This is a genomic window from Oryzihumus sp. (assembly GCF_054325275.1).
Window position 1 is genome coordinate 1 of sequence record NZ_JBTCWL010000057.1, and the last position, 26,217, is coordinate 26,217.

Annotated in this window: 25 protein-coding genes; 14 read left to right on the forward strand and 11 right to left on the reverse strand. The window is 73.9% G+C overall.

The genetic code is table 11. The features are described 5' to 3' along the window. Positions 1 to 235: 235 nt before the first annotated feature. Positions 236 to 754, forward strand: a complete 519-nt coding sequence (locus ACXVGS_RS14280; RefSeq protein WP_458537082.1) for a MaoC family dehydratase — start codon at positions 236 to 238, stop codon at positions 752 to 754. 38 nt (positions 755 to 792) lie between these two features. On the opposite strand, the gene ACXVGS_RS14285 is transcribed toward ACXVGS_RS14280, so the two are convergent. From ACXVGS_RS14285 to ACXVGS_RS14295, 3 genes are all read right to left on the reverse strand, one after another. After that, positions 793 to 2,364: a sigma factor-like helix-turn-helix DNA-binding protein gene (locus ACXVGS_RS14285; protein WP_458533028.1), complete on the reverse strand. Its 1,572-nt coding sequence runs from the start codon at positions 2,362 to 2,364 to the stop codon at positions 793 to 795. An 80-nt stretch (positions 2,365 to 2,444) separates the two neighbouring features. Then, on the reverse strand, positions 2,445 to 3,500 hold the full coding sequence (locus tag ACXVGS_RS14290) for a hypothetical protein (protein WP_458531360.1): 1,056 nt from the start codon (positions 3,498 to 3,500) through the stop codon (positions 2,445 to 2,447). Beyond that, positions 3,497 to 4,015 (reverse strand): SigE family RNA polymerase sigma factor, encoded by a 519-nt coding sequence (locus ACXVGS_RS14295; protein WP_458528758.1) that lies wholly within the window; start codon positions 4,013 to 4,015, stop codon positions 3,497 to 3,499. The genes ACXVGS_RS14290 and ACXVGS_RS14295 overlap by 4 nt, the downstream gene beginning before the upstream one ends. Positions 4,016 to 4,124: 109 nt before the next feature. Between ACXVGS_RS14295 and ACXVGS_RS14300 the strand changes: the two genes are divergently transcribed. From ACXVGS_RS14300 to ACXVGS_RS14310, 3 genes are read left to right on the forward strand one after another with little or no spacing between them, the layout of a single operon-like run. Then, positions 4,125 to 4,997, forward strand: a complete 873-nt coding sequence (locus ACXVGS_RS14300; protein ID WP_458528759.1) for a PHP domain-containing protein — start codon at positions 4,125 to 4,127, stop codon at positions 4,995 to 4,997. Continuing rightward, the gene (locus tag ACXVGS_RS14305; protein ID WP_458528760.1) at positions 4,994 to 5,611 is read left to right on the forward strand and encodes a MarC family protein; all 618 of its coding nucleotides are present in this window, start codon (positions 4,994 to 4,996) and stop codon (positions 5,609 to 5,611) included. The genes ACXVGS_RS14300 and ACXVGS_RS14305 overlap by 4 nt, the downstream gene beginning before the upstream one ends. A 10-nt stretch (positions 5,612 to 5,621) precedes the next feature. Next, a complete protein-coding gene (locus tag ACXVGS_RS14310; protein WP_458528761.1) occupies positions 5,622 to 6,494 on the forward strand; it encodes a RecB family exonuclease in 873 nt (290 codons plus the stop codon). A 29-nt stretch (positions 6,495 to 6,523) separates the two neighbouring features. On the opposite strand, the gene ACXVGS_RS14315 is transcribed toward ACXVGS_RS14310, so the two are convergent. Continuing rightward, on the reverse strand, positions 6,524 to 6,853 hold the full coding sequence (locus ACXVGS_RS14315) for a 2TM domain-containing protein (RefSeq protein ID WP_458537083.1): 330 nt from the start codon (positions 6,851 to 6,853) through the stop codon (positions 6,524 to 6,526). 188 nt (positions 6,854 to 7,041) lie between these two features. Here ACXVGS_RS14315 and ACXVGS_RS14320 point away from each other — a divergent pair, with 188 nt between their 5' ends. Further along, positions 7,042 to 7,857 (forward strand): ParA family protein, encoded by an 816-nt coding sequence (locus ACXVGS_RS14320; protein WP_458528763.1) that lies wholly within the window; start codon positions 7,042 to 7,044, stop codon positions 7,855 to 7,857. 107 nt (positions 7,858 to 7,964) lie between these two features. Beyond that, positions 7,965 to 9,011, forward strand: coding sequence for an NAD(P)-dependent alcohol dehydrogenase (locus ACXVGS_RS14325; protein ID WP_458528764.1), 1,047 nt, complete (start codon positions 7,965 to 7,967; stop codon positions 9,009 to 9,011). A 91-nt stretch (positions 9,012 to 9,102) separates the two neighbouring features. Here ACXVGS_RS14325 and ACXVGS_RS14330 read toward each other — a convergent pair whose 3' ends face one another. Then, entirely contained in the window at positions 9,103 to 9,888 is a 786-nt protein-coding gene (locus ACXVGS_RS14330) for a hypothetical protein (RefSeq protein WP_458528765.1), read from the reverse strand. Positions 9,889 to 10,143: 255 nt separating this feature from the next. Beyond that, a complete protein-coding gene (locus tag ACXVGS_RS14335; protein WP_458528766.1) occupies positions 10,144 to 11,700 on the reverse strand; it encodes a DEAD/DEAH box helicase in 1,557 nt (518 codons plus the stop codon). Positions 11,701 to 11,899: 199 nt separating this feature from the next. On the opposite strand from ACXVGS_RS14335, the gene ACXVGS_RS14340 reads away from it, so the two are divergent. Next, on the forward strand, positions 11,900 to 12,613 hold the full coding sequence (locus ACXVGS_RS14340) for a ferritin-like fold-containing protein (protein WP_141789239.1): 714 nt from the start codon (positions 11,900 to 11,902) through the stop codon (positions 12,611 to 12,613). Positions 12,614 to 12,699: 86 nt separating this feature from the next. On the opposite strand, the gene ACXVGS_RS14345 is transcribed toward ACXVGS_RS14340, so the two are convergent. The 3 genes from ACXVGS_RS14345 to ACXVGS_RS14355 form a co-directional block, all read right to left on the reverse strand. Continuing rightward, positions 12,700 to 12,960, reverse strand: coding sequence for a GlsB/YeaQ/YmgE family stress response membrane protein (locus tag ACXVGS_RS14345; RefSeq protein WP_458528767.1), 261 nt, complete (start codon positions 12,958 to 12,960; stop codon positions 12,700 to 12,702). Between the two features lie 162 nt (positions 12,961 to 13,122). Then, positions 13,123 to 13,347, reverse strand: coding sequence for a DUF3107 domain-containing protein (locus tag ACXVGS_RS14350; protein WP_141789238.1), 225 nt, complete (start codon positions 13,345 to 13,347; stop codon positions 13,123 to 13,125). A 67-nt stretch (positions 13,348 to 13,414) separates the two neighbouring features. Continuing rightward, positions 13,415 to 14,080 (reverse strand): TetR family transcriptional regulator, encoded by a 666-nt coding sequence (locus ACXVGS_RS14355; protein ID WP_141789237.1) that lies wholly within the window; start codon positions 14,078 to 14,080, stop codon positions 13,415 to 13,417. A gap of 62 nt (positions 14,081 to 14,142) precedes the next feature. Here ACXVGS_RS14355 and moeB point away from each other — a divergent pair, with 62 nt between their 5' ends. Genes moeB through ACXVGS_RS14375 form a run of 4 tightly spaced genes read left to right on the forward strand, consistent with a single transcriptional unit; the run spans position 14,143 to position 22,207 of the window. Continuing rightward, entirely contained in the window at positions 14,143 to 15,342 is a 1,200-nt protein-coding gene (gene moeB, locus ACXVGS_RS14360; RefSeq protein ID WP_458537084.1) for a molybdopterin-synthase adenylyltransferase MoeB, read from the forward strand. 3 nt (positions 15,343 to 15,345) lie between these two features. Further along, on the forward strand, positions 15,346 to 15,708 hold the full coding sequence (locus ACXVGS_RS14365; RefSeq protein WP_458534593.1) for an MGMT family protein: 363 nt from the start codon (positions 15,346 to 15,348) through the stop codon (positions 15,706 to 15,708). 35 nt (positions 15,709 to 15,743) lie between these two features. Beyond that, positions 15,744 to 18,902, forward strand: coding sequence for an ATP-dependent helicase (locus tag ACXVGS_RS14370; RefSeq protein WP_458537085.1), 3,159 nt, complete (start codon positions 15,744 to 15,746; stop codon positions 18,900 to 18,902). After that, the gene (locus tag ACXVGS_RS14375) at positions 18,902 to 22,207 is read left to right on the forward strand and encodes an ATP-dependent helicase (protein ID WP_458537086.1); all 3,306 of its coding nucleotides are present in this window, start codon (positions 18,902 to 18,904) and stop codon (positions 22,205 to 22,207) included. Before ACXVGS_RS14370 ends, ACXVGS_RS14375 begins: the two co-directional genes overlap by 1 nt. A gap of 34 nt (positions 22,208 to 22,241) precedes the next feature. Here the strand turns inward: ACXVGS_RS14375 and ACXVGS_RS14380 are convergent, their stop codons facing one another. Next, positions 22,242 to 23,240, reverse strand: a complete 999-nt coding sequence (locus tag ACXVGS_RS14380; protein WP_458531366.1) for a phosphotransferase — start codon at positions 23,238 to 23,240, stop codon at positions 22,242 to 22,244. A 41-nt stretch (positions 23,241 to 23,281) separates the two neighbouring features. Between ACXVGS_RS14380 and nudC the strand changes: the two genes are divergently transcribed. Both nudC and ACXVGS_RS14390 read left to right on the forward strand, forming a co-directional pair. Beyond that, on the forward strand, positions 23,282 to 24,220 hold the full coding sequence (nudC, locus tag ACXVGS_RS14385; RefSeq protein WP_458531367.1) for an NAD(+) diphosphatase: 939 nt from the start codon (positions 23,282 to 23,284) through the stop codon (positions 24,218 to 24,220). A gap of 64 nt (positions 24,221 to 24,284) precedes the next feature. After that, a complete protein-coding gene (locus ACXVGS_RS14390) occupies positions 24,285 to 24,740 on the forward strand; it encodes a PPOX class F420-dependent oxidoreductase (RefSeq protein WP_458537087.1) in 456 nt (151 codons plus the stop codon). A gap of 12 nt (positions 24,741 to 24,752) precedes the next feature. On the opposite strand, the gene ACXVGS_RS14395 is transcribed toward ACXVGS_RS14390, so the two are convergent. After that, the gene (locus tag ACXVGS_RS14395; protein ID WP_141789230.1) at positions 24,753 to 25,016 is read right to left on the reverse strand and encodes a mycoredoxin; all 264 of its coding nucleotides are present in this window, start codon (positions 25,014 to 25,016) and stop codon (positions 24,753 to 24,755) included. Positions 25,017 to 25,165: 149 nt separating this feature from the next. Here ACXVGS_RS14395 and ACXVGS_RS14400 point away from each other — a divergent pair. After that, the coding region (locus tag ACXVGS_RS14400; RefSeq protein ID WP_458537088.1) for an ATP-dependent helicase at positions 25,166 to 26,217 on the forward strand (1,052 nt) is incomplete at its 3' end.

Consider the following 26,217-nt stretch of genomic DNA (forward strand, 5'->3'; position numbering starts at 1 on the left):
ACCGAGCTCGACCGCGGCCAGACACGGGCGCTGCGCCGCTCCGCCGGCGACCCCCGCGAGTAGCCGGGACTCCTCCGGCGTCGACGTGGGGCGGCGTCCGTTCGGCGCCGCCGAGCGACACAGCCCTTCGGCGCGCGCTCACGTGAGCAAGCGCACGCCGTCGAGCCCTGTCGAGGCCGAGGCATCTCCGGCACGATGGCGGGCGATCCGTTGACCGTCGGCAGAGGAGCAGGGCATGCAGTTCGGGCGCAGCTACGAGGAGTTCGAGGTCGGCGCGGTCTACAAGCACTGGCCCGGCAAGACCGTCACCGAGTACGACGACCACCTCTTCTGCCTGCTGACGATGAACCACCACCCGCTGCACCTCGACGCCAACTACGCCGAGAAGACCACGCAGTTCGGCCGCAACGTCGTCGTCGGCAACTACATCTACTCGCTGCTGCTGGGCATGTCCGTGCCGGACGTCAGCGGCAAGGCGATCGCCAACCTCGAGATCGAGTCCCTGCGCCACGTCGCTCCGACCTTCCACGGCGACACGATCTACGGCGAGACCACGGTCCTCGACAAGTGGGAGTCCAGCTCCAAGGACGACCGCGGCGTCGTGCACGTCGAGACCAAGGGCTACAAGCAGGACGGCACCCTCGTGTGCGTCTTCCGCCGCAAGGTCATGGTGCCCAAGGAGAACTACCTCGAGGCCCGCGGCGGCGAGCAGCCCGGCCGCCCCGAGCTGGTGGAGCCCGCACCCAAGGGCTGACCCCCAGGCGGTATGCCGGGTGGCCGGCTCCCAGCCGGTCAGTCGAAGGTGTGCTCGGCCCGGCTCCCGTCCGGGTTCGTCCACGACAGCGCCCGCAGCTGGTGCCCCACGGCCGCGCTCCCGGTCGGGTGGTCCAGCTCCAGGACGAACGCCGTCAGGTGGACCCCGGCCAGGGGAATGGCCTGCACCGTGCCGCTGGCCCGGGCCCCGGTGGCCAGGGTGAACCAGACGTCCCGGACACCCTCGGGCAGCAGGCCGTAGGCGAAGCCGAAGTCCGGGTGGCTGGGGTCGTCGCGCACCGACTGGGGCTGGGTGGGCCAGACGACCTCCCGCCGGCCGACGCCCAGCGGCAGCCCGGCGGACTCGGTTGCGTCACCGAGGTAGACACCCCAGCTGCCGTCCTGCGGGTCGGTCCAGAGGCTCACCTGGTTGCCGCTACCCGACAGGGTGAACGTCGCCACCGTGTCGCTCGTCGGCACCGAGGTGGACCGGACGCCCCGGTGGTCGACCCACCCGACGCCCAGGAACCGCGAGGCCATGGCGGCGTCCTGCGGGAGGACGCCCACCGCCTGGTAGCCGGTGCCCGGCAGCGGGGCGGTGGTGACGTAGCCGGCCGACAGCGGCCGGCCGAGGAAGCAGGCGCTCACCGTGACGGCGTCCGAGGGCACCACGCCGAGGATGGCACCGCTCGTGCCCGCGTTGCCGAAGCTCGCGCCGCTGCCCAGTCCTTCGGTGCTGCGTCCCCACACGCGTTGCCGGTGGCCGTCAGCGTCGACGAGGTAGAAGTCGAGGTCAGTGTCACGCCCCAGGGAGCTGATCGTGGCCGCGAAGTGCTCGCTGCCCAGCACGAGGCCGGCGGAGACGGGACGGCGCACCCTTCCGGTCAGGTCCGGCCCGCCGGTGCTGCGCTCCCGCGGGCCCAGCAGGGCGACCGCCACCGCGATGAGCGCCACGCCGGCGACGAGGCCGGCCAGGGAGGCCCGCCGGGTGCGCGACGCCCGCCGGCTGCGACGCAGGACCTCGTCCGGGTCGACCGTCATCGGCGGCGCGGGTGCCTCCGCCAGGGCCGACTCCACCTCGTCCTCGAAGCGGCGGCCGGTCACGGCCCTACCCCCGGTCGAGGACGGGGCTGCCTGCCTCGCCTGCAGCGCGGCCACGCCCCGGGAAGCGGCGCTGTCCACCGCTGCCACCGAGAGGTCGAGCAGGTCGGCAATGGCTTGCTCGGACAGGCCGCTGCCGTAGCGCAGCACGACCGCCCGACGCTGCCTCGCGGGTATGCCGCGCAGCAGCCGCACGAGCCCGTCGCCCCGCTCCCCGTCGCCATCGGCCACCCCCAGGACCGGCTCGGTCGGCCCTGCGGTGGACACGCGCCGGAAGCGAGGCTGCGCCCCGGTCCGCTGGTCGAGCAGGGCGCGACGCGCGTGGGCGAGCGGGTCCTCGTCCCGGACGCGCGGCCACGCCAGGCAGGTGCTGACCAGGGCCTCGTGCACCAGCTCCTCGGCCCGGCGGCCGTCGCCGGTCAGCAGCCAGGCCGTGTGCAGCAGCGACGGGGTCACCTCGCGTATGAACGCGGTGAGCTCCGCGGTGATCTCTTCCTTGTTCGCGGCCATCCGGCCCCCTTGCGTGCCTTCCATCATGGAGCACGCGGGACGGGCCCGGAAGGTGCCGGACCGGCAGTGCGGCGGGCGCGTCAGCGGTAGTGGTTGCCGCTCCACGACGGAGGGGCGTTGGCGTAGCCGACGTCGGTCAGCTGGCTGGCGGTCGGGGCGTGGCCGTCGACGGAGACCACCTCGATGACGAACGCCCGGTAGTCCTCGCCGGGCAGCGGCTCGGTCTGGGTGTTGGCGTCGATCGAGTGCGAACCGGGCCCGAAGGCGGGGTGCAGCTCGGGGGCGGTGCGCCGGTCGACGCCGTAGAGCAGTACGGCGCCCTCGCGGGTGGTGACCACCCGGTGCCAGGTCCGGTCCCACGCCTGGGGTGGTGGGGTGCTCCCGAGGTCCTCCGTCCCTCCCGGCCCGAGGGCCGCGGCACGCATCACCGGTGACCCGCTCGCGCGGTCCAGGGTGACCGTGAGCCTGGAGCCGCCGGACAGCATGAAGTCGGCGCTCGCGGACGGAGGGAACGCGTGCGCGCGCCCGTCGGACGCCGTCCACAGGACCCGTGTCAGCGCGTCGGTGCCTGATGCAGTCGTGGGCACCCGCGTCCCGAACGCCTCCAGGTCCGTGCCGGGGACGGCAGCCGTCACGACGCTCACCGGTGTGGACCCGTCGGGCCCGGTGAAGGCCCGGACCTGCCGGGCACCGGCGGGGAGCACGCCCAGCACGACGTGGTCGGCAACCGTGCCCCACACCACCTCGCCGGGTGCCGACGTGGACTGGCTCCCGACCATCCGCAGCCGTCCGTCCGCGCCGACCGTGTGGAAGTCCAGGTCCAGATGGTTCGGGTCCTGGCTGACGACGGCCACCCCGAAGCGGCCCTCCCCGGGGAGCTGGAGCTCGGCGATCGGCGGCTGGCCGGTCTGGTCCCGGGTGGACGCCGGCGCGCCGCTGTGGCGGGGGGCCGTGAGCTGGGTTCCGGCCACGCCGATGGCAGCCACGGCGACGACCGCGACACCGGCCTGGATGACACGCCGCGTGCGCACGGAGCGACGCCCCCGCCGCAGGACCGCCTCGGGGTCCAATGTCAGGACCGGTGCGGGCGCCCCGGCCAGGGCCGCGCGCAGGTCGTCCTCGAGCCGGGTCGTCATCGCAGGCTCCCTTCGCCGGCGGGGGTGGCGGACAGGTGGGCGCGCAGGGCGGCCAGGCCGCGGGAGGCGGAGCTCTTGACGGCGCCGACGGAGATGCCGAGCATCTCGGCGACCGCCTGCTCCGGCAGGTCGGCGTAGTAGCGCAGCACGACGACGCGACGTTGCTGCTCCGGGAGCCGCCGCAGCAGCCGGACCACCTCGTCGCGGTGGTCCACCGGGCTCGGGCCTTCTGCCGCAAGGCTTTCGGGCAGCTCGGGTGCGGGGACCTCGCGCCCGGTGCGGCGCCATACATCGGTCTTGTGGTTGACCAGGACCCGGCGCGCGTAGGCGAGCGCGTCCTCGCGCCGGACCCGGCGCCACGCGACGTAGGTCTTGACCAGCGCGGCCTGCACCAGCTCCTGGGCGCGGTCCGCGTCGCCGGTCAGCAGCCACGCGGTGCGCAGCAGCGACGGCGCCGCCTCCGCCATGAACGCGCTGAACTCCGCGTCCCGGCCGGCCTTCTCACCCGCCTCCATCGTCCCCCCTCGTGTGGTGTCACTGTCCCCTACGGCGGGGGAGCGGGAAAGGTTGCCGCGCCGCGCCGGTGGTCCGGGACAGGCCTTTGGCTGCCTTAACCTTGAGCCCGTGCCGATCGACCTCCACACCCACTCCACGGCCAGCGACGGCACGCAGCCGCCGGCCGAGGTGGTGGCGTCGGCGCTCGCCGCCGGGCTGGACGTCGTCGGCCTGACCGACCACGACACGACCGCCGGCTGGGACGAGGCGTCGGCGGCCGCGGTGGAGCTGGGGATCGACCTGGTCCGTGGCATCGAGGTGTCCTGCCAGCACGACGGCATCAGCATCCACCTGCTGGCCTACCTGCCGGACCCGACCTCCCCGGGCCTGCTCGAGGAGATCAACCGCTCCCGGGAGAGCCGGGAGACGCGGGCCAAGCGCATGGTCGAGGCGCTCTCCGAGGACCTGCCGATCACCTATGAGGAGGTGCTCGCGCAGACCCAGCCGGGCACCAGTCTGGGCCGGCCGCACATCGCCGACGCACTGGTCGCCAAGGGCCTGGTGCGCTCCCGCGGGCACGCGTTCAGCAGGTACCTGCACCACGACAGCCCCTACTACATGCGCTACTACGCCCCGGACCCGATCCGGGCGGTGCAGGTGGTCGTCGAGGCCGGGGGAGTGCCGGTCATGGCCCACCCGTTCGCCTACAAGCGCGGGCTGGTCGTGCACGACGAGGTGATCGAGGCGATGGCCCACGCCGGGCTGGCCGGCCTGGAGGTCTACCACCGCGACCACCTCGACCCCGACGACCCGGACGACGCGGGCGTCGACACGGTGCGCCGCGGCTTGGCCCTGGCGCGACAGCTCGGGCTGTTCGTCACCGGGTCGAGCGACTACCACGGAGCCGGCAAGGTCAACCGGCTCGGTGAGCACACGACGGATCCCGCGGTGCTGCAACAGATCGAAGAAAGGGCTACAGGAGTTCCCGTGGTGCGTCAGTGAGCAACCTGATCGACCTCCAGCTGTTCGGGTCGGTGTTCGTCACCCTCGTGGTGATCATGGACCCGCCGGGGGCACTGCCCATCTTCGTCGGCCTGACCGCGTCCCTGACGCACAAGCAGCGGGTGGCCGCCGCCCGCCGCGCGTCCCTGGTGGCGCTGGGCGTCATCGCGGCGTTCGCGGTGTTCGGCCAGCAGATCCTGACCTACCTGGGCATCAGCCTGCCCTCGCTTCAGGGTGCCGGTGGCCTGCTGCTGCTCATCGTGGCCCTCGAGCTGCTGACCGGGCAGGAGTCCGAGCAGCACGCCGACGCCGGCGTCAACGTGGCGCTGGTGCCCCTGGGCACGCCGCTGCTGGCCGGGCCGGGCGCCATCGTCGCGACCATGCTCTTCGTCCAGCGATCGCACCAGGCGTCGCAGTACGTCGCGGTGGGCCTGGGCCTGCTGGCCTGCCTGTTCGTGGTCTGGCTGTTCTTGCGCTTCGCCGGCCAGGTGCACCGGGTGCTGAAGGACAGCGGCACCACGCTGCTGACCCGCGTCGCCGGCCTGCTGCTGTCGGCCATCGCGGTGCAGATGATCGCCGACTCCGTGCGCGCGTTCGTCAGTGGTCGCGGCTAGCCTGCCGCGCATGAGCCAGACCTCGGGCGCGCCCGTCCAGCAGGCGTTCGGCGGCATGCCCACCCCGCTCTACTCCGCGAGCCCGAGCCGGCTGCTGACCTGGCTGGACTGCCCGCGCCGTTACCGCATGACCTACCTCGACCGGCCCCGCCCGGTCGCCCGGCCGCAGCGCGCCCACACCTCCTTCGGAGTGGCCGTGCACAACGCCCTGCGCGACTACTGGGACCTCGCGCCGGTCGACCGCACCCCGGCGGCGGGCGCCCGGCTGGTCCGCAGCTCCTGGATCGACCTCGGCTTCCGCAACCCGGAGCAGTCGGCGCGGTGGCGGGAGAAGGCGCAGGCCCAGGTCGCGGCCTACCTGGAGGGGGTCGACCCGCAGGCCGCCCCGCTCGGCATCGAGCGGACGGTCGCGCTCAAGACCGGGTCGCTGGCGCTCAACGGCCGCATCGACCGGCTCGACGAGCGCGACGGCCAGCTCGCCGTCGTCGACTACAAGACCAGCCGGGTGGCCCCGACCGCGGACGACGCGCGCACCTCCCTGCCCCTGGCGCTGTATGCCGTGGCCTCCTCCCGCATGTTCCGCCGGCCGTGCACCACGGTCGAGCTCCACCACGTGCCGACCGGCGAGGTGGTGACCCACGAGCACACGCCGGAGTCGCTGCAGCGCAAGGTCGCCGAGGCCGAGTCGATCGCCAGCGACCTGCGCCGGGCGGACGCCGACTACAAGGAGGTGGGGGTGGAGTCGCGTCACTTCGCCCCGCGCACCTCGCCGTTGTGCACCTGGTGCGACTTCCGGGCGCACTGCCCGGAGGGCCAGGCCATGGGTCCGGAGAAGTCCTCGTGGGCTGCGCTGGAGCCCGACGGGGTGCCGGTCCAGGACTGAGCGCTCCGCCGAGGGGCTGCTCACCCGGGTCAGTCCTGGGGCGGTCCCTTGCGCATCTCGGCCTCGATGTCGGCCTCGGTGATCGGCTTGCGCCACAGCACGTCCCAGGCATTGAGGACGAGGCCGACGCCCCACCCGGCGATGACCCAGATGGGCCAGAAGTAGCCCCGCCCGGTCAGCGCCCACACCCCGATGAGGAAGGCGTTGATCACGACGTAGGAGACCACGTGCGCGGTCAGCCCCCGACGGGCCTCGAGCCGCTTGCGGGCGAGGTCGCGCGCGTTCGCCGCGGCCGGCCCTGTCGGCTGGCCGGCGCGGTCGGAGGGGACCGGGTCCTGACCGGCGGGCATGGTCGTCATGGGGCACCTCCTGCTGTCACCGCCAGCATGCGGCGGGCGCACCAACGGGCCGGAGAGGCAAAGGTCCTGCGCGGCGCAGCACCGGCTCCCGCGCCGGTGAGGTCGCGGTCACGGACAGACGGCCCGCCCCCTGCCATGCTTGGCCGGGACACCGGCAGGCAGGACAACCCGGCACCGAGGAGGGGCACGTGGCACGCGGACAGGCGCGCGGGGCTCGCACGAGGTTGGCGGCAAAGAGCCGTCCCGGCGCGACGGTCATCGCGGTGGCCAACCAGAAGGGCGGCGTCGCCAAGACGACCTCCGTGGCCTCCCTGGGTGCGGCGTTCGCCGAGCACGGCAAGCGGGTGCTCCTGGTCGACCTCGACGCCCAGGCGTGTCTGACCTTCAGCCTCGGCGTCGACCCGGACGAGGTGGAGACCAGCATCAACGAGGTGCTGCTCGGCAAGGTCGACGCGGCCGAGGCCCGGGTCGCCTGCGAGGACGGCGTCGACCTGATCCCCAGCATGATCGAGCTCGCCGGAGCCGAGGCCCAGCTGATGCCGCGCCCCGGCCGCGAGTACGTCCTGCGCACCGCGCTGGAGCCGTTGGCCGGCGACTACGACGTCATCCTCATCGACTGCTCCCCGTCCCTGGGGGTGCTGACGCTCAACGCGCTCACCGCCGCGCACGGTCTCGTCATCCCGATGCCGTGCGAGATGCTGAGCCACCGCGGCGTCGGCCAGCTGCTGGACACGGTCGCCGACGTGCAGCGCATCCTCAACCGCGACCTCGAGGTGCTCGGCATCCTGCCGACGATGTACGACGGGCGCAGCAACCACGCCCAGGCGGTGCTGGCCGACGTGGGGGAGCGCTACGACCTGCCGGTCCTGGGCCCGCCGATCCCCAAGACGGTGCGCTTTGCCGAGGCGCCGGCCGTGGGCCGCTCGATCCTCACTACGGCGCGCACCTCGCGCGGGGCGAAGGCCTACCGCGAGGTCGCCGCGGCGCTGGTGAAGAGCTTCTGACGCGGGTGTGACGAACATCTGAAACCGGCGGCTGCCCGGAATACCACCGCTTTGCGGTGACTTGTCCCCTGACGGTGACCAACCGCGAACCGTGAAGGAGACACCACATGTCCCGCACTGCTGCCCTGTCCGCCGAGTCCGCCGGCGCGCCTCTGCAGGCCACCACGATCGAGACCCGCGAGCTGCGCGACGACGACGTCCTGATCGACGTCAAGTTCGCCGGCATCTGCCACAGCGACATCCACCAGGTCCGCGAGGAGTGGGGCTCGGCCATCTTCCCGATGGTCCCCGGCCACGAGATCGCCGGCGTCGTCTCCGCCGTCGGCTCCGGCGTGACCAGGTACAAGGTCGGCGACCGCGTCGGTGTCGGCTGCATGGTCGACTCCTGCGGCGAGTGTGAGTACTGCAAGGACGGCGAGGAGCAGTTCTGCACCAAGGGCGCCGTCATGACCTACAACGGCGAGGGCTACGACGGCGAGAAGACCAAGGGCGGCTACAGCCAGCAGGTCGTCGTGTCCGAGCGTTTCGCCGTGCGCATCCCCGACGCCCTCGAGCTCGACGTCGCCGCGCCGCTGCTGTGCGCCGGCATCACGACCTACAACCCGCTCAAGCGCTGGGGCGCCGGTCCGGGCAAGAAGGTCGCCGTCGTCGGCATGGGCGGTCTGGGCCACATGGGCGTGAAGTTCGCGGCCGCGCTCGGCGCCGAGGTGACCGTCCTGAGCCGGTCGCTGGCCAAGCAGGAGGACGCCAGGGCCTTCGGCGCCACCGACCACCGCTCCACCGCCGACGAGCAGACGTTCGAGGACCTCAAGGGCTCCTTCGACCTGATCCTCAACACGGTCAGCGCGAACCTGCCGGTCGACGCCTACCTGTCCCTGCTCAAGCCGCTCGGCGCCATGGTCAACGTGGGCGCCCCGAGCGACCCCGACACGTTCGCCGCGTTCTCGCTCATCGGCGGCAGCAAGGTCCTGGCCGGCTCCAACATCGGCGGCATCGCCCAGACCCAGGAGATGCTCGACTTCGCCGCGGAGCACGGCATCGGCGCCACGATCGAGACGATCAGCGCCGACCAGGTCAACGAGGCCTACGAAAAGGTCGTGTCCTCCGGCGTGCGCTACCGCTACGTCATCGACACCGCCACCATCGGCGCCTGACCCGAGGGTTCCTCGCACGGCAGGGCCCGCACCCCACGAGGGTGCGGGCCCTGCTGCATCCGGACCGGACAGGCACGCCCGGTATGCCGGGTCAGATGTCGAGCAGTCCGCGCACCGCGGCAGCCATGACCGGGTCGACCTCCGTGTGGGCGAGCAGCCAGCCCAGGACTGCGGCGGCTGCCTCGCGGTTGTGCTCGTAGCCGGGGAGCATCGAGGCCAGCGGCAGCTGCTCGGGACTGAACCGCCGCTCGGCGCCGCGCTCGATCGCGAAGGCGTCCTGTCGCGGAGCCGTGCCGGCGCCGGACAGCTCGAGCACCGTCAGCACGCGGTCCACGGCGTAGGACTGGATGAACCGCATCGCGCTCAGCCGCTCGCCCCGGGCGTCCCGGTGCAGCCCCACGAACAGGTTCGTCACCGCCTCGTGGACGTGGTAGTCGACGGTGTCGTAGGGAGACTGCGGCTGCGGGCGGACCGACACCTCCAGGCCGGCGGGGGCTCCGGGCCGGCTCCACACCAGCCTGCCCGGCGGGAACCAGCTGGCGTCAAGCTCGGCACGGGTGAACACGGCGTACTCGGCGAACAGCCCGTCCTCAAACAGCACCTTCCGGCCGTTGGTGCTGTTGGCGAAGCTGAACGCCACCGGGTGCAGCAACTCCAGCCAGTCGATCGAGTCGAGATAGCGCTGGACGGCGCCGTCGTCCACGACGACGAAGAAGTCCATGTCGGAGTGCTCGTCGAGTCGGTGCAGGTCGCGGCCGACCGAGCCGAGCGCGATCACGGCGAGGGCATCACCGCGGGCTGCGAGCACCTGCCCGAGGGCGTCGAGGCGCTGCAGCAGGAGCTGGGCAACACGGTGGCGGGGTTGGTCAGGTCGCACGTCGTCGGTCCTCTCGGCACGTCGACGTGTCATCCCGCACGGTCCTGGTGCCCGCCGGGGTCGCGACGGGCACCACTGTCGCCGACGGGCGTCGCGGGGTCAACGCCTGCGCTCGCGTGCCGCCGCCGTGTGGTCGGTGCGGTGACGCGCCCCCGACAGCGCTCTGCCGCGCACGACGACGCCCCGCCAAGGATTCGACCTCGACAGGGCGTCAGGTCCTGCGGCAGAGCCGCCCCCGGACAAGGGGCCAGTGGCTCAGCCCTGGGCGTCGCCCGAGGGCTGGCCGCCGCGGGTGCGGCGGCGGTTGCGCTGGCGGCGCGGCTTGTCCGCGTCGCCGCGGCTGCCGGACTCACTGCGCGTGCCGGACTCGCCGCGGGTGCCGGCCTCCGTGCTGCCGGAGGCGGCCTCGCCCCGGCCACCGGAGCGACGGTTGCGGGAACGGCCACGGGAGCCGCCCTCCTCGCTGCCGTGGCGGCCAGCGGGCTCGCGCTCGCCGCGGCCGCCACCCTTGCCGGCCCGCTTGCCGGTCTCGCCGAGGTCCTCGACCGCCTCGGCCTCGAGGCCCTCGCGGGTGCGGGCAGACTTCGGCAGCGTGCCGGTCGCGGTGGTGGGGATGTCGAGGTCGGTGAACAGGTGCTCGGAGGAGGAGTAGGTCTCCTGCGGCTCGGGGATGCCGAGGTCGAGGACCTTGTTGATCAGCGCCCAGCGGTGCAGGTCGTCCCAGTCGACGAACGTGACCGCGATGCCGGTGTTGCCGGCGCGGGCGGTGCGCCCGATGCGGTGCAGGTAGGTCTTCTCGTCCTCGGGGCACTGGTAGTTGATGACGTGGGTGACGTTGTCGACGTCGATGCCGCGGGCGGCGACGTCGGTGGCCACGAGGATGTCGACCTTGCCGTTGCGGAAGGCCCGCAGCGCCTGCTCGCGGGCGCCCTGGCCCAGGTCGCCGTGGATCGCGGCGGCGGCGAACCCGCGCTCGGCCAGCTCGTCGGCGACCTTGGCGGCGGTGCGCTTGGTGCGGCTGAAGATGATCGTGAGGCCGCGGTCCTTGGCCTGGAGCATGCGGGCCAGCATCTCGACCTTGTCCATCGCGTGGGCGCGGTAGACGAACTGCTCGACGGCCTTGACCGTGTGGGCGTTCTCCTGGTCGTCGCCCATCGCCCGGATGTGCGTCGGCTGGCTCATGTAGCGACGGGCCAGGGCCACGACGGCGCCGGGCATGGTCGCGGAGAACAGCATCGTCTGGCGCGAGCCGGGGGTCATCGCGAGCAGCTTCTCGACGTCGGGCAGGAAGCCCAGGTCGAGCATCTCGTCGGCCTCGTCGAGGACGACCGAGCGCACGTGGGACAGGTCCAGGTAGCCCTGCTGGGCGAGGTCGATGAGCCGGCCCGGGGTGCCGACGACGACCTCGACACCGCGCTGCAGCGCCTCGACCTGCGGCTCGTAGGCGCGGCCGCCGTAGACGGTCAGGACGCGGATGCCACGCTTGCGGCCGGCGCGCTCGAGGTCGCCGGAGACCTGCACGGCCAGCTCGCGGGTGGGGGCCACGGCCAGCGCCTGGGGCTTGCCCGCGTGCGGCAGGGTGGCGAACTCCTCGTCGGAGGGGCTGACGACGCGCTGGAGCATCGGCACGCCGAAGCCCAGCGTCTTGCCGGTGCCGGTCTTGGCCTGGCCGATGATGTCGTGGCCGCCGAGGGCGACCGGCAGGGTCATCGCCTGGATCGGGAAGGGGTGGATGATGCCGGCGTCGGCGAGGGACTCGACGATCTGCGGGTGGACGTCGAAGTCGGCAAAGGTCTGCTCTGCAGTGGTCATGAAGTTCTCTCGGATCGGGCGGGGGCCACGCGCGGGGCCGGGATCGTGCACCGGCATCGCAGGCCGCACCTGCGTCAATGAGCGGGCCGATCGGAGTTCTTCAGGGGTGCCGCCAGAGCGTCCCTGGCGGCTGAGTCGGGCCGACCGGGCACCGGATGTCGACGGGCAGTCTACCGGCGAGCAACTACTGTGTCCGTCCATGGCCGATGTCGAGCACGAGAACGTCCCGCCGGGCACCGACCCCTTCACCGACGACCCGACCTATCGCGCGGCCGTCGTCGACCTGCTCGGCGCCCTCGCCTACGGCGAGCTGACCGCCTTCTCCCGGCTCGCCGCCGACGCGGAGCTCGCGCCCGGGCAGCCGGCCAAGGCGGCGCTGGCGCGGCTGGCGGTGGCCGAGTTCCACCACTACGACGCCCTCGTGGCGCGGATCGCCGAGATGGGCGAGGACCCCGAGCAGGCGATGGCCCCATTCATCCCCGCGATCGACGCGTTCCACGACCGCACCAAGCCGACCGGCTGGCTCGAGGGCCTGGTCAAGGCCTACGTCGGCGACGGCATCGCCACCGACTTCTACCGCGAGATCTCCAACTACGTGGACCCCTCGACCCAGGAGCTGGTGCGCGCGGTGCTCGAGGACGTGGGCCAGGCCGACTTCGCGGTGCGCACCGTGCGCGAGGCCATCGATGCCGACCCCCGGATCGCCGGCCGGCTGGCCTTGTGGGGTCGCCGCCTGGTCGGGGAGGCGCTCAGCCAGGCCCAGCGGGTCGCCGTGGAGCGGGACGCCCTCGCCTCGCTGCTGGTCGGCGGCACGAACCGTCCCGGGGCCGACCTCGCCGAGATCGGGCGCATGTTCGCCCGGCTCACCGACGAGCACACCCGCCGGATGGGCCGGCTCGGGCTCGCCGCCTGAGGGAGGGCGGGCACCCGGCATACGCACGGGTATGACGAGGGGCCCCGTCCGTGGCGGACGGGACCCCTCGCGCGGTGCTGGGCGGCTCAGACCTTGCTGCGGCCCATGATGCGCTCGTAGCCGACCACGAGGATCGCCGCGACGATGATGCTGAAGATCCAGCGGATCCAGTCGATGCCGCTGGTGGCGGCGACCCCGAACAGGCCGGCGAGCCAGTAGCCGATGAGCGCGCCGACGATGCCGATGAGCACGGTCATGATCATCCCGATGTGCTGCCGTCCCGGCAGGAAGAGCCGGGCCAGGATGCCGATGACCGCCCCGAAGATGATGGTGCCGATGATGGTCACGGACCGCTCCTTTCCAGCGCCGCGCGGCGCGTGAGGGGAGGACGGAATACGTCCCTGCCGACACGGTAGCCACCTCGACGGTCCGAGCGCCTCCGCCACGGTTGGCCCGGGGGACGCGAACGGGCGGCCCCCGCAGGGACCGCCCGTGTCACCTGATGGGGCTCAGAGCCGGCCGAAGCCGACCTTGCCCTTCTCGGCCGCGCCGATGTCGACGTAGCCGATGCTGGCGACGGGGACGAGGACCAGGCGGCCCTTCTCGTCGGTGAGGCTGAGCAGACCGCCGTCGGCCAGCGCCTGGCGCACGGTCTCGGACACCTGCTCGGGCGACTCGTCGGACTCGAGCGTGATCTCGCGTGCGACGTTCTGCACGCCGATCTTGACCTCCACGGCATTTGCCTTTCGTCTGTGGTGCGGGGAGCCTGCTGACCGGCGCGTGGCCGGTCCTCCTCGAAGGCTAACCGGCGGAGGGGTCCTCGCCTTCCCCCGCCGCGCCCTCGCCGTCCTTGATGTTGGGGAAGCCGCCCAGGCCACGCCAGGACAGCGCGGCCACGAGCCGGGCCGCCTCGTCGCGCGGGATGGCCGAGCGCTGGGCCAGCCAGAACCGGGCGCTGACCTGGGCCATGCCCGACAACGCCATGCCGAGCAGGTGCGCCTCGGGCTCGGGCAGGCCGGTGTCCTCGCTGATGACGACCGCGATCGCCTCGGCGCAGGCCTGCGAGACCCGGTCGACACGCTGGCGGACCGCAGCCTCGTTGGTCAGGTCGGACTCGAAGATCAGGCGGTAGCCGGCGTTGTGGCTGTCGACGAAGTCGAAGTAGGCCTGGATGCTCGCGGCGACGCGCAACTTGTTGTCCGTCGTGCTCGACAGCGCCTGACGGACCAGGTCGACCAGCTCCTCGCTGGTCTGGTCCAGCAGCGCGATGTAGAGGTCGAGCTTGCCCGGGAAGTGCTGGTAGAGCACGGGCTTGGACACCCCGGCCCGGTCGGCGATCTCGTCCATCGCGGCGGAGTGGTAGCCGGCCTCGACGAAGACCTCCTGGGCCGCCTCCAGCAGCTGGGCACGTCGGGCCGAGCGGGGCAGCCGCACCCCACGGCCCCGGGTCTCCGAGCTCAACGTCACCACGTGCCCCTTCCGGTCGTCATGCAGGCGTGAGCATCCTACGCGCGGGTAACCTCAAGGGCATGGCGCTGCCACCCCTCGTCGGCTTGTCAGACCCCCTCAGCACCGAGGAGGTCGCCCGCTACGCGCGGCACGCGCTGATCCCCGAGGTGGGCCTGGAGGGGCAGCGCCGGCTCAAGGGCGCCCGCGTCCTGGTCGTCGGCGCGGGCGGGCTCGGCTCCCCGGTCCTGATGTACCTCGCCGCCGCCGGGGTGGGCACGATCGGCATCGTCGACGACGACGTGGTGGAGACCTCCAACCTGCAGCGCCAGGTCGTGCACGGGGTCTCCGACGTGGGCCGGCCCAAGTCGCTCTCGGCCCAGGAGACACTGGCCGAGGTCAACCCCTTGGTCACGGTGGAGCGCCACGAGCTGCGGCTGGACTCGAGCAATGCGCTGGAGGTCATCGACGGCTACGACCTCGTCGTCGACGGCACCGACAACTTCCCGACGCGCTACCTCGTCAACGACGCGTGCGTGCTGCTCGGCAAGCCGCACGTGTGGGGCTCGATCTACCGCTTCGACGGGCAGGTCAGCGTCTGGTGGGCCGAGCACGGCCCCTGCTACCGGTGCGTCTTCCCGGAGCCGCCGCCGCCGGGCCTGGTGCCCTCGTGCGCCGAGGGCGGGGTGCTGGGGGTGCTGTGCGCGGCGATCGGCTCGGTCCAGGCCACCGAGGCGATCAAGCTGCTGACCGGCATCGGCGAGCCGCTGGTCGGCCGGGTGCTCGTGCACGACGCGCTGCGCCAGAGCTGGGATGCCCTGCAGGTGCGCAAGGACCCCGGGTGCGCGGTGTGCGGGCCGTCTCCGACCGTCACCGAGCTGGTGGACTACGAGTGGTTCTGCGGTATCGCGAGTGGTCCCCTCGCCGGGGAGGACATCGCCGCCGACTCCCTGCCGGGGATCTCGGCGCGCGACCTCGCGGCGATGCTCGACAAGCGCGCCGGCGGTGAGGAGTTCGTCCTGGTCGACGTGCGCGGGCCGGAGGAGCGGGCGATCGCAAGCATCCCCGGCGCGGAGGCGATCCACCTCGACGAGTTCCGCTCCGGCGCGGCGGTGTCCCGGCTCCCGTTCGACCGGACCGTGGTCATCCACTGCAAGAGCGGGGTCCGCTCGGCCGAGGCCGCGCGGATCCTCCGCGAGGCCGGTCACGGCGACGTGCGCAACCTCGAGGGCGGCGTGCTCGCCTGGGTGCGCGACGTGGACCCGACCCAGCCGGAGTACTGACCCGTGGCGACGACGCGAGCCGGCGACACGGCATACGGGGTGGACGCGCCCGGGCAGCTGCCCGACTACGCGGACGCGGTGCTGGAGGTGGCCGACGCGATCCCCGAGGGGCGGGTGCTGGCCTACGGCGACATCGCCGAGATCCTCGGCGAGGGCGGCCCCCGCCAGGTGGGGGCCGTGATGTCGCGCTACGGCTCGATGACGACCTGGTGGCGGGTCATCCGGGCCAGCGGCGAGCCGCCGCCGGGCCTGGAGGACGAGGCGATCGAGCACTACCGGGCCGAGGGCACCCCGCTCGTCGGCGGCATGCTCACCGGCCGCCGCGTGGACATGCGCCGGGCCCGCTGGGAGGGACCGGGCGCCTGAGTCGGGCTGTCCGGGGTCCGTGATGGAATCCCCGGGTGCTGTCCCTCCGCCGAGCCCCGGACCGTGCCGTCGAGGTCCCCGACCTCGACGAGCGCCAGGCCGCAGCCGTGGCGCACCGCGGCGGGGTGCTGCGGGTCCTCGGCGCGCCGGGCACGGGCAAGACGACCACCGCGATCGAGCTGGTCGTCGACCGGGTGCGGCGCGACGGCCTGTCCCCGGACCAGTGCCTCGTCCTGGCCCCCACCCGGGTCGCGGCCGGTGACCTGCGCCAGCGCATCTCCGGCCGCCTCGGCAGCACCACCACCGAGTCGCTGGCCCGCACCCCGCAGGCGTTCGGCTTCGGCATCCTGCGCCAGGCGGCCGCCCTGCTCGGCGACCCGCCGCCGCGGCTGCTGAGCGGCCCGGAGCAGGACGTCATCCTGCGCGAGCTGCTGCTCGGCCACGCCTCGGGTGAGGTGCCCGGACCCGACTGGCCCGAGCACGTCCGGGCCGCGCTGCCCACGCGCGGCTTCCGGCACGAGCTGCGCGACCTGCTCATGCGCGCGGTCGAGCGCGGTCTGGAGGCCGAGGACCTGGCCGGGCTCGGGCGCGAGCACCAGCGGCCGGAGTGGGTGGCCGCGGCGCAGATGCTCCAGGAGTACGACCAGGTCACCTCCTTCACCCGGCCCGGCTCCTACGACCCCGCGTGGATCCTGGGCGCGGCCGCGGACCTGCTCGAGGAGGACCCCGAGGCCCTCGACCGGCTGCGGGCCTCGCTGCGGCTGATCGTCGTCGACGACGCCCAGGAGCTGACCTCCGCCGCGCACCGGCTGCTGTCCGTCGTCCGCGCCCCCCACATCGACCTGGTGCTCATCGGCGACCCCGACGCGGCCGTGCAGACCTTCCGTGGCGCCGACCCGCGGGTGCTGGCCACGACCTGGCGCGAGCTGGGCGAGGGTCCGACGCTGACCCTGACCACCTCCCACCGCCAGCCCATGGCCCTGCGGGCGGTGACCCGGCGGGTGACCCGGCGGATCGGCGCCCTCGGCGGGGGCCCGCACCGCGAGCTGGAGCACGTGCCGCCCGGGGGCCGGGTCGACGTCGCCCTCCTGCGGGCCGCCTCGCAGGAGGCCTCCCACATCGCCGCCGAGCTGCGCCGGGCCCGGCTCCTCGACGGACTGGCGTGGTCGGACATGGCCGTCATCGTGCGTGGCCAGGGGCGCACCGCGGCGCTTCGCCGGGCGCTGCTCGCCGCCCAGGTGCCGGTGAGCGTCTCGACCGTCGAGGTGCCGGTGCGGGACGAGGTGGCGGTGCGGCCGCTGCTGCTCCTGCTCGAGGCGGCCCTGCGCGCCGCCCGCGACGAGCCCCACCCGGTCGACATCACCACCGCGGTCGACGTGCTCACCTCCCCGATCGGCGGGGCCGACGCGGTGGGCCTGCGCCGGCTGCGCCGCGCCCTGCGTCGCGAGGAGCTCGAGGGCGGTGGCGGCCGCACCAGTGACGAGCTGCTCGCCCTGGCGGTGCAGGACCCCGGCCTCCTGGCGGCGCTGGGGCCCGAGGGGGCACCCGCCCGGCGCGTCGCCAAGGCGTTCCGGGCCGCGGTCGAGGCGGCCCGCACGGTCGAGGGTGAGGACGGCCGGCTGCGGTGGGCGCCCGGGGTGACCGCCGAGACGGTGCTGTGGGCGATGTGGGAGGCCACCGGGCTCGGCCCGCAGTGGCAGCGCATCGCCCTGTCCGGTGGTGCCGGCGGCCAGCGCGCCGACCGCGACCTCGACGCGGTGGTGGGACTGTTCGACGCGGCCGGGCGCTACGTCGACCGGCTGCCGCAGATGGGCCCGGGGGAGTTCCTCGAGCACATCCGGGGCCAGGACGTGCCCGGTGACACGCTGGTGGCCCGCGCCCCGAGCGACGACACGGTCAGCCTGACCACGCCGCAGGGCGCGGCCGGCCGGCAGTGGCGGTTCGTCGTCGTGGCCGGGGTGCAGGAGGGTGTGTGGCCCGACCTGCGCCTGCGCGGCTCGCTGCTCGGCTCCGAGCGGCTGGTCGACGTGCTCACCGGGCGGGGGCAGTCGTTCCGCGCCGCGCAGGCGGCGGTCCGCTACGACGAGACCCGCGGGTTCCTCGTCGCGGTGAGCCGGGCCTCCGAGCGCCTGCTCGTCACCGCGGTGCGCAGCGAGGACGAGCAGCCCTCGCCCTACCTCGACGTCGTCGACCCGCCGGAGGAGACCGACGACCGCGACGAGCTGCGCCCCTTCACCGAGGTCGGGCGGCCGATGACCCTGGCCGCGCTGGTGGCCGAGCTGCGCCGCGAGGTGGTCCTGGCGCAGGACCCCGCCACACGGCATACCGCGGCCGCGGGCCTGGCCCGGCTGGCCGCCGCGGGCGTGCCGGGAGCCGACCCCACGGCCTGGTGGGCGCTGCTGCCGCTGAGCGACGACCGGCCGCTGCGCGCCCCCGAGGACCTGGTCATCGTCTCGCCGTCCAAGATCGAGTCGTTCGGCGACTGCGGGCTGCGCTGGCTGCTCACCGCATGCGGCGGCGAGGGGCCCAGCGTCGGCGCCGCCACCATCGGCACCCTCGTGCACGACATCGCCGCCGAGCTGGGTGACGTCGACGAGGCCACCCTGGTGCGCGAGGTCGAGGCCCGCTGGGGCCGCCTCGGGCTGTCCGAGGGGTGGCTGTCCCGGCGCCAGCTGGAGGAGGCGCGGGCCATGGTCCGCCGGCTGGCCCGCTACACGCCGGAGGCCCGGGCGCAGGGCTGGGAGCCGGTCGGTGTCGAAGTCGCCATGTCCGTGCAGATCGGGCGCGCCCAGCTGACCGGCCGGGTCGACCGGATCGAGCGCGCGCCCACCGGCGAGCTGCGCGTCATCGACCTCAAGACCGGCTCCAGCAAGCCCTCGCGGGACGAGATCGCCAGGCACCCCCAGCTGGGCGCCTACCAGGCCGCGGTCGAGCACGAGGCGTTCCCCGAGCTGGGTGACACCTCCGCCGGTGCGGCGCTGCTGCAGCTCGGCAAGGCGGCGACCCAGAAGACCACGCTGCAGGCGCAGGAGGCGCTCGCCGGCGACGACGACCCCGGCTGGGCCGACCGGCTGGTCGTCGAGACCGCGGAGGGCATGGCCGCGGCCACGTTCACCGCGACCGTCGGGGAGGGCTGCCAGTTCTGCCCGGTGCGCACGAGCTGCCCGGCCCAGACCGAGGGGAGGGTCATCTGATGGCCGCGACGACGGAGCACTCGGCGCGCGACATCGCCCTGGCCCTCGGCAACCCGCCGCCCACGGAGGAGCAGCGGGCGGTGATCGAGTCGCCGCTGCGGCCCCTGCTCGTGGTCGCCGGTGCCGGGTCGGGCAAGACCGAGACGATGGCCTCGCGCGTCGTCTGGCTGGTGGCCAACGGCTACGTCGAGCCCGACCAGGTGCTGGGCCTGACCTTCACCCGCAAGGCCGCGACCGAGCTCGCCGAGCGGATCGGCCGGCGGCTGCGGCGGCTGCGGCACGTGGGCCTGTGGACGCCTGTGGAGGAGCCCGACGGCGCCGAGGTGCTCGGTGGCACGCCGACGGTGTCGACCTACCACTCCTACGCCGGGCGGATCGTGCGCGAGCACGCCCTGCGCCTGGGGATCGAGCCGGAGTCGCGGCTGCTGTCCGAGGCGGCCGCGTGGCAGTACGCCAGCGAGGTGGTCGAGCGCTACGACGGGCCGATGGACGACGTCGGGTTCGCCACCTCCACCGTGGTGAGCGCGGTGGTCGACCTCGCCGGCGAGATGGCCGAGCACCTGCTGGTGCCGGAGCAGCTCGAGGAGCTCATCGACGCCTTCGAGGCGCGGGTCACCGGGCTGCCCAAGGGCTCCAGCCGGGCGAGGAACCTGCCCGCGCCGGTCGCCGACGCGCTCAAGGCGCTCAAGGCCCGTCGCGCGGTGCTGCCGATGGTCCGGGGCTACCTCGACCTCAAGCGCAGCCGCGACGCCCTCGACTTCGCCGACCAGATGGCCGTGGCGGCCCAGCTCGCCGGGCGGTTCCCCGACGTGGGCCAGGGCGAGCGCCAGCGCTTCCGGGCGGTGCTGCTCGACGAGTTCCAGGACACCAGCGAGGCCCAGCTGGTGCTGCTGCAGAGCCTGTTCGTGCAGTCGGGCGAGCCGGTGCCGGTCACCGCCGTCGGCGACCCCAACCAGTCCATCTACGGCTGGCGCGGGGCGAGCGCCACCACGCTGACCCGGTTCCCCCGCGAGTTCGCCGACGGCACCGGCCCGGCCACCGTGCTGCCGCTGTCGACCAGCTGGCGCAACGACGCGCAGATCCTCGAGGCGGCCAACGTGACCTCGGCGTCCCTGCGGGAGGGGTCCAGCGTCCCGGTCGAGGTGCTCCGGCGCCGACCGGACGCCGGCGCCGGCCGGATCCACGCCGCGCGGCTGCTGACCGCCGAGGACGAAGCGGCCTACGTCGCCGAGTGGGTGGCGGCGCGGTGGTTCGACCGGCAGGGCCGCTGGAGCGGGCGCTCGGCCGCGGTGCTGTGCCGCAAGCGCTCGCAGTTCACGGCGACTGTCGAGGCGCTCGAGTCCGCCGGCCTGCCGGCCGAGGTTGTCGGCCTGGGCGGGCTGCTCACCACCCCCGAGGTGGCCGACACCCTCGCGCTGCTGCACGTGGTGCAGGACCCCTCCCGGGGTGACCACCTCATGCGCCTGCTGACCGGGCCGCTGTGCCGGCTCGGCGCCGCCGACCTCGACGGGCTGGCGGCATGGTCCCGGGTGCTCCAGCGCCAGCAGGCCGGCTCGCCCGGTGAGGTGCGCGACCAGGCCCCCGACAGCACCGACCGGGCCAGCATTGTGGAGGCCCTGGACGACCTGCCCCGACCCGACTGGCGGGGCAAGGACGGACAGGCCATCTCGGCCCCGGCGCTGGAGCGGCTGCGCGGCCTCGGCGAGGCGGTCCGGCGGCTGCGCTCCCTGACCGGCATGCCCCTGGCCGACCTGGTCGGCGAGGCCGAGCGGGCGCTCGGCCTCGACATCGAGGTCCTCGCCCGGCCGGAGCACTCCCCGACGACTGCGCGGGCCCACCTCGATGCGTTCGCCGACGTCGCCGCCACGTTCTCCACCTCCGCCGACCGGCCCACGCTGGGTGGCTTCCTGTCCTGGTTGGAGGCCGCCCAGAAGGAGGAGCGCGGCCTGGACAAGGGCTACGTCGAGGTCTCGACCCAGGCGGTGCAGGTCCTGACGGTCCACGCCTCCAAGGGCCTGGAGTGGGACGTCGTCGCGGTGCCGGGGCTGGTCGAGGGCTCGTTCCCGGCGCGGTCCAGCGCCACCACCTCCTTCAAGGAGGGCGACTGGACGATGAGCCCGCCCACCGACAAGGGCTGGTGCGGGGGGCTGTCCGGCGTGCCCTACGACCTGCGGGGTGACCGGGACGGCCTTCCCCGGCTGCGCTGGCAGCAGGCCGAGGACCTCGCCGAGCTCAAGGAGGAGGTCGAGGGATTCGTCCGGGCCGGCGGCGAGCACGGCATCGCCGAGGAGCGCCGGCTGGCCTACGTCGCGTTCACCCGGGCCCGCAGCGAGTTGTTGCTGACCGCCCCCGTGTGGTCGGACGCCACCACCCCGAGGGTGACCTCCCGGTTCCTGACCGAGCTGGTGCAGGACCCCGTGCTCGACCTGGTCGCCCTGCCCTGGGAGGCGATGCCTGAGCCGGACGAGGGCGGCAAGGCGGCCAACCCGCGCAAGACCGAGCCCGTCACCGCCGTGTGGCCGACCGACCCCCTGGCCCGCCGGCGCGAGCAGATGGGTGGTGCGGCCGACCTGGTCCGGGACGCCATCGAGGCGGCCGGCGACGGCACGCCCGTGGACGGCGCCGACGGGGAGCCCACCCCGCTCGACCGTGAGATCGACCTCCTGCTCAGGGAGCGGGAGGCCGTGCGCGCCTCGAGCCGCCAGCCGGTCACCGTCCCGCGGCACCTGTCCACCTCCAAGGTGGTCCAGCTCGCCGAGGACCCCCTGGCCTTCGCCCTGGCCCTGCGCCGGCCGATGCCCAGCCCTCCGGCGACCGCCGCCCGGCGGGGCACCGCGTTCCACGCCTGGGTCGAGCAGCACTTCTCCCAGGCGACGATGCTCGACGTGTTCGACCTGCCCGGCAGCGCCGACGAGGACCCCGGCGACGACGCCGAGCTGCCGCGGATGCAGGAGCTCTTCCTCGCCAGCGAGTGGGCGCAGCGCACGCCGGAGGGCATCGAGGTGGCCATCGAGTCGACCACCGACGGGATCGCCGTGCGTGGCCGCATCGACGCCGTCTTCCCCCGGCCCGGGGGAGGCTGGACGGTCGTGGACTGGAAGACCGGCACCCGCCCGTCCGAGGCCGCGCTGCGCGTCAAGGCCGTCCAGCTCGCGGCCTACCGGCTGGCCTACGCCCGGCTGCGCGGGGTGCCGCTCCAGGACGTCGATGCCGCGTTCTACTACGCCGCGACGGGCGAGACGGTCTGGCCGGAGCTGCCGGGCGAGGACGAGCTGGTGGCGTTGCTGCGGACCATCCCGCTGTGAGCGCGGGCCCGCACGGGAGCAGCGGGGCGGCGCGTCAGTTCGACGGTGCGTCGCCAGAGCGGTCGTGCCCGGCGCGGTCGTGCCCGGCGCCGTCGTCCCCGGCGCCGGAGTCACCCCAGGTCGCGTCCTCCAGTCGGCGCAGCCGCTCAACGTAGGCGTCGACGTAGCGAACGTCGCCGGTGGACAGCGCCGTCAGCAGCCCGGTGACCAGCCGCAGCTCGTGGGCCAGCAGCGCCCGCTGCTCCAGGTGGGCGTCGGGCCGCTCGTCGCGGGCCTGGGCGTAGGCCTCGAGCACGGTGTCGAAGGTGTCGGCCGGGGCGTTTCCGGCGAGCAGGGCGAAGTCATCGGCGGGGTCGGCCACCTTGGCGTCGTCCCAGCCGGTGATGGCCGCGACCCGGCCGCTCGCGGCGTCGTCCTCGTCGGCGAACTCGACGAGGACCTGCTCCCCGGACAGGTCACCGTGGGTCACCGTCGGGGCGAACCGCCACAGCCGAACGTCCTCCAGGGAACGCTCCCAGCGGGTCAGCAAAGACGTGGGCACGTGTCCGGTGGCCGCGGCCCGGTCGAGCTCGGCGAGGCGGCGGGTGCGGTAGGTGTCGGCGTCGTACGCCGGCAGCCCGGCCTCCTCCGCCAGGCGCAGGTCGACGTTGTGCAGCGCGGCGATGGCACGCCCGAGCTCCGCGGCCGGGCCGGGGCCCGGCGGCAGGTGGCCGAAGACGACCGGTCGTCCGGGCAGGAACGGGTAGACCGCGGCGCGGCCGCCCTCCTTGAGGGCGGCGAACCCGGCCGGCGACGGCACGGCATACGGCAGCCGGCGCGAGAGCAGCTCCAGCAGGGTGGTGGTGACCTCCATCTGGGCACCCGCGGCGCGGCTGCGCGGGGAGCGCACGACCCATCGCCGCGACTCGGCGTCGGTGACGAACGCGAGGTCGAACGCGCTCGCCCCGGGCGCGGCGGCCTCGACGGCGGTCGGGTCCAGACCGGGCACGGCGGCGCTGGCGAGGGCGGCGAGAGCCAGGGCGCTGCGGGTCACTCGCACACCGTATGACGGGTGGGCGCCATAGGGTGGAAGGCGTGACGTGTGCGGCGGAAACAATCCGCGACCTGCCCCTGGCGCATGGCTCGCTCGACCGTGCGGCGCACCGGCGCCGTGAGCCCGGGCTGCTGGACGCGCTGCTGAGCGACCCGGGCACCCGCGTGCTGGAGCTGGTCGGCGGCACGGTCGAGGTGGTCGGCTCCGACGGCGAGCTGTCGCTGCACCAGCGCCCGCCGGTCCCGGCGGACCGTCACCGGCTCGCGGTGTTCCTGGGGCAGGACGAGGGTGGTCCGGCCCACGTCGCGGTCGTGGGCGACCCCGTCGACGAGGGCGACCCGCGGTCGTGGCGGGGGCTGCGGCAGGTGGCCACCTTGCTCGACGACCGGGACGCCGGCATGCTCGCCACGGCGCTGGCGCTGACCAACTGGCACACGGCCCACACCCACTGCCCCCGCTGCGGCCACCCGACCAGCCCCGAGCAGGCGGGATGGGTCCGCCGGTGCGGGTACGACGGCAGCGAGCACTACCCGCGCACCGACGTCGCGGTGATCATGTCGGTCACCGACGCCGACGACCGGCTGCTGCTGGCCCGCGGGGCGGAATGGCCGGAGGGCCGGTTCTCGGTGCTGGCCGGCTTCCTCGAGCCGGGCGAGTCGCTGGAGGCGGCCGTGGCGCGGGAGGTGCGCGAGGAGGTCGGCCTCGAGGTCGAGGACGTCACCTTCCTGGGCGACCAGCCGTGGCCGTTCCCGACCTCGCTGATGGTGGGCTTCACGGCGCGCGCGGCGGGGTCGGCGATCGAGCTGGACGGCGACGAGATCGCCGAGGCGTTCTGGGTGACCCGGGAGGGGCTGGCGGAGCGCATCGCCGACGGGCGGGTGCTGGTCTCCTCACGGATGTCGATCTCGCACCGCCTCATGGAACGGTGGTACGGCCAGCCGCTGCCCACCACCGGCGAGTGGCGCTCGGTCCGCGGCTGAGCGCGCGCGACACTGGCCCATCGACACGGACCCACCGACAAGGGCCAACGACAGGGAGGACCGCATGCCGATCGACCCCGACCTCGCCGCCGTGGTGCAGGAGCGCAACCTCGCCGCCGTGGTGCAGGAGCGCAACCTCGGCGTCCTCGCGACGATCAAGCGCGACGGCCGGCCGCAGCTGTCCAACGTCAACTACTGCTACGACCCGGCGCAGGACCTGGTGCGGGTGTCGGTGGTCGACGGCCGGGCCAAGGTGGCCAACCTGCGCCGCGACCCGCGCGCCTCGCTGATGGTCTCCAGCGTCAACGGCTGGTCCTACACGGTGCTCGAGGGCACGGTGACCTTCTCGGAGGTCGCCGCGGCCCCCGACGACGCGGCGGTCGAGGAGCTCGTCGAGATCTACCGCCTCATCGCCGGGGAGCACCCGGACTGGCAGGACTACCGGCGCGCGATGGTCGAGGACCACCGGCTCGTGGCGCGGCTGCACGTGGGGCGCGCCTACGGCATACCGGGCCGGTGAGGCGCGCCCGGGTCAGGACAGGCGGGCCTTGACCTCGGCGAGGGAGGGGTTGGTGGCGGCGGTGCCGTCGGGGAACACGACGGTCGGCACGGTCTGGTTGCCGCCGTTGACGGCCATGACGTAGTCGGCGCTGGCCGGGTCGTGCTCGATGTTGACCTCGGTGTAGCCGATGCCCTCACGGTCGAGCTGGGTCTTCAGCCGGGTGCAGTAGCCGCACCACGTGGTGCTGAACATCGTGATGGTGCCGTCGGCGGGCAGGGCGGGGGCCGAAGCCATGCGGGATCTCCTTCATACGTCGTATGCCGTCCGCTCGCCTCAACGGCGAACGGCGCCGAATCCTTCCGCGTCCTGCCGGTCAGGTCCGTCACACGCGCGCCGGGCACGGCCGCTGCCGACGTCGGTGCGGTCTGGGAGGATCGGCCCTGATGAGCACCCTGGCCACCGGCACCCCGACCGCAGACGACGTCCTCGCCGCGCTCGACCCCGAGCAGCGGGAGGTCGCGGCGTCCCCGAGCGGGCCGATGTGCGTCCTGGCGGGGGCGGGCACCGGCAAGACCCGGGCGATCACCCACCGGATCGCTTACGGCGTGCACAGCGGGGCCTACCAGCCGCAGCGCGTGCTCGCCGTGACGTTCACCGCCCGCGCGGCGGGGGAGATGCGCACCCGGCTGCGCGAGCTCGGCGTGGGCGGGGTGCAGGCCCGCACCTTCCACGCCGCGGCGCTGCGGCAGCTGCACTACTTCTGGCCGCAGGCCATCGGCGGGGCGGCGCCCGAGGTGCTGCCGCACAAGGCGTCGGTGGTCGCCGAGGCGGGCTCGCGGCTGCGGCTGCAGCTGGACCGCGTCGGCGTGCGCGACCTCGCCGCCGAGGTCGAGTGGGCCAAGGTCAGCATGCTCACCCCCGAGACCTATGCCGCGGCGGCCCGGCGTGCCGGCCGCGACCCGGCCGGCCTCGACGCCACCGCGATGGCGCGCGTGCTGCAGACCTACGAGGAGGTCAAGGCCGAGCGCGGCGTGATCGACTTCGAGGACGTCCTGCTCATCACTGTCGGCATCCTCACCGAGCGCGAGGACATCGCCCGCACGGTGCGCAGCCAGTACCGCCACTTCGTCGTCGACGAGTACCAGGACGTCAACGCCGTGCAGCAGCGCCTGCTCGACCTGTGGGTGGGCGAGCGCGACGACGTCTGCGTGGTCGGCGACGCCGCCCAGACGATCTACTCCTTCACCGGGGCCAGCCCCCGGCACCTGCTGGACTTCCCGCGGCGCTACCCCGAGGCCCGCCTCGTCAAGCTGGTGCGCAACTACCGCTCGACCCCGCAGGTGGTGGGCCTGGCCAACCTCGTGGTGCGCGGCGGCAGCGCCGGGACCCGTGGGGGAGCCGAGCTGGTGCAGCTGCAGGCCCAGGGTGAGCCGGGACCGGCGCCGGTGCTCACGGCATACCCCGACGAGCCGGCCGAGGCGGCCGGGGTCGCCGC